The sequence below is a fragment of the Marixanthomonas spongiae genome (genome assembly GCF_003095375.1).
GTDB lineage: Bacteria > Bacteroidota > Bacteroidia > Flavobacteriales > Flavobacteriaceae > Marixanthomonas > Marixanthomonas spongiae.
Map to the genome: position 1 here is coordinate 1 of NZ_QEHR01000032.1, position 1,026 is coordinate 1,026.

The following is a 1,026-nucleotide window of genomic DNA, read 5'->3' on the forward strand; positions in this document are numbered from 1 at the left end:
CTGTAAAGGGTAAGCTGTTCCCGGTCTTGTCCTTGTTGGTATTCCATTCCTAAAGATAAGGCAAATTAAAATTATATCCTTGGAAAAAGGCTGCAATAATGGCATGGTTTTGAGACAGTCTGACGGTCTCGTATAACCGTCAGTTACGGGTTTATATGCGTTAATTTTCGGTTAAGCACTGACGTTAGCAATTCCGAGTGGATTCGGACGTAGTCGAATCCGCCGTAATTGCGGTTATACATTGTTGTGCAACGTATTTTTATTTCGTTTGTCAATTTCTAATGCTCTTTTGTAAAAGTCTTTAAATTCAATTTTGTCATATTTCGCTCTCATTGCTGAAAGAACATCTGTCAATCCTAAACTGCACCAATCCCACAACATTGTATCAAAATTGTACTTATACATTTGTTTTCCGACTTCAGTTCTTATTTGGTCAACTTCGCTTTCATTTATTCCATTCTCTTTAAGTCTTTCTAAAACTCTTTGCTCATTTTCTTGAGTAAATTCTGTGTCAAGATAAGGTTCCAAAATCCAATCCCAATTCCAGCTATGTTTGGTCAATTTTATTTTGTTATTTTTCGCAAACTCTTTTAGTTGTTCCTTTTTTTCTGCTGATACAAAAATTATATCATTGTCAACGTATATTTTACAAGTTCCGAAATCCACGCTCAAAGAGTCAATTTCATTTGCTTTGATAGTTTTGTCAGGATAGGCAATTGAAGGTTCAAATGGATAGTATGAAATTTCTATTTCATTTTCCGTAATTTTTGATTTTCCAATTCCACACAATAGATTTTTCATTTCATATTCAGTCGAGTTAAAAAAAGCACCTTTAGAAGTTTCTTTTTTTGTCGATTTGAATATGTTCTTTAGAAAGTTAATTGCGTTTGTCATATGTTGCACAACGGCAGTCTGTCTCAAAACTACCAATTAATTCTCTTAAAAACAGTATTTTTCGGATTTTGGTGAAATCCATCGGTGTGCCGGCATTTTTTGAAAGTTGCTTTTACGTGCCCCCAAACAGTT

1 protein-coding gene is annotated in these 1,026 nt (G+C 34.2%); it reads right to left on the minus strand.

Annotation, left to right across the window (positions count from 1 at the left end; translation table 11 throughout):
• Positions 1-234 precede the first annotated feature (234 nt).
• The gene (locus DDV96_RS15760; protein ID WP_133240874.1) at positions 235-921 is read right to left on the minus strand and encodes a hypothetical protein; all 687 of its coding nucleotides are present in this window, start codon (positions 919-921) and stop codon (positions 235-237) included.
• Between the last annotated feature and the right edge of the window lie 105 nt (positions 922-1,026).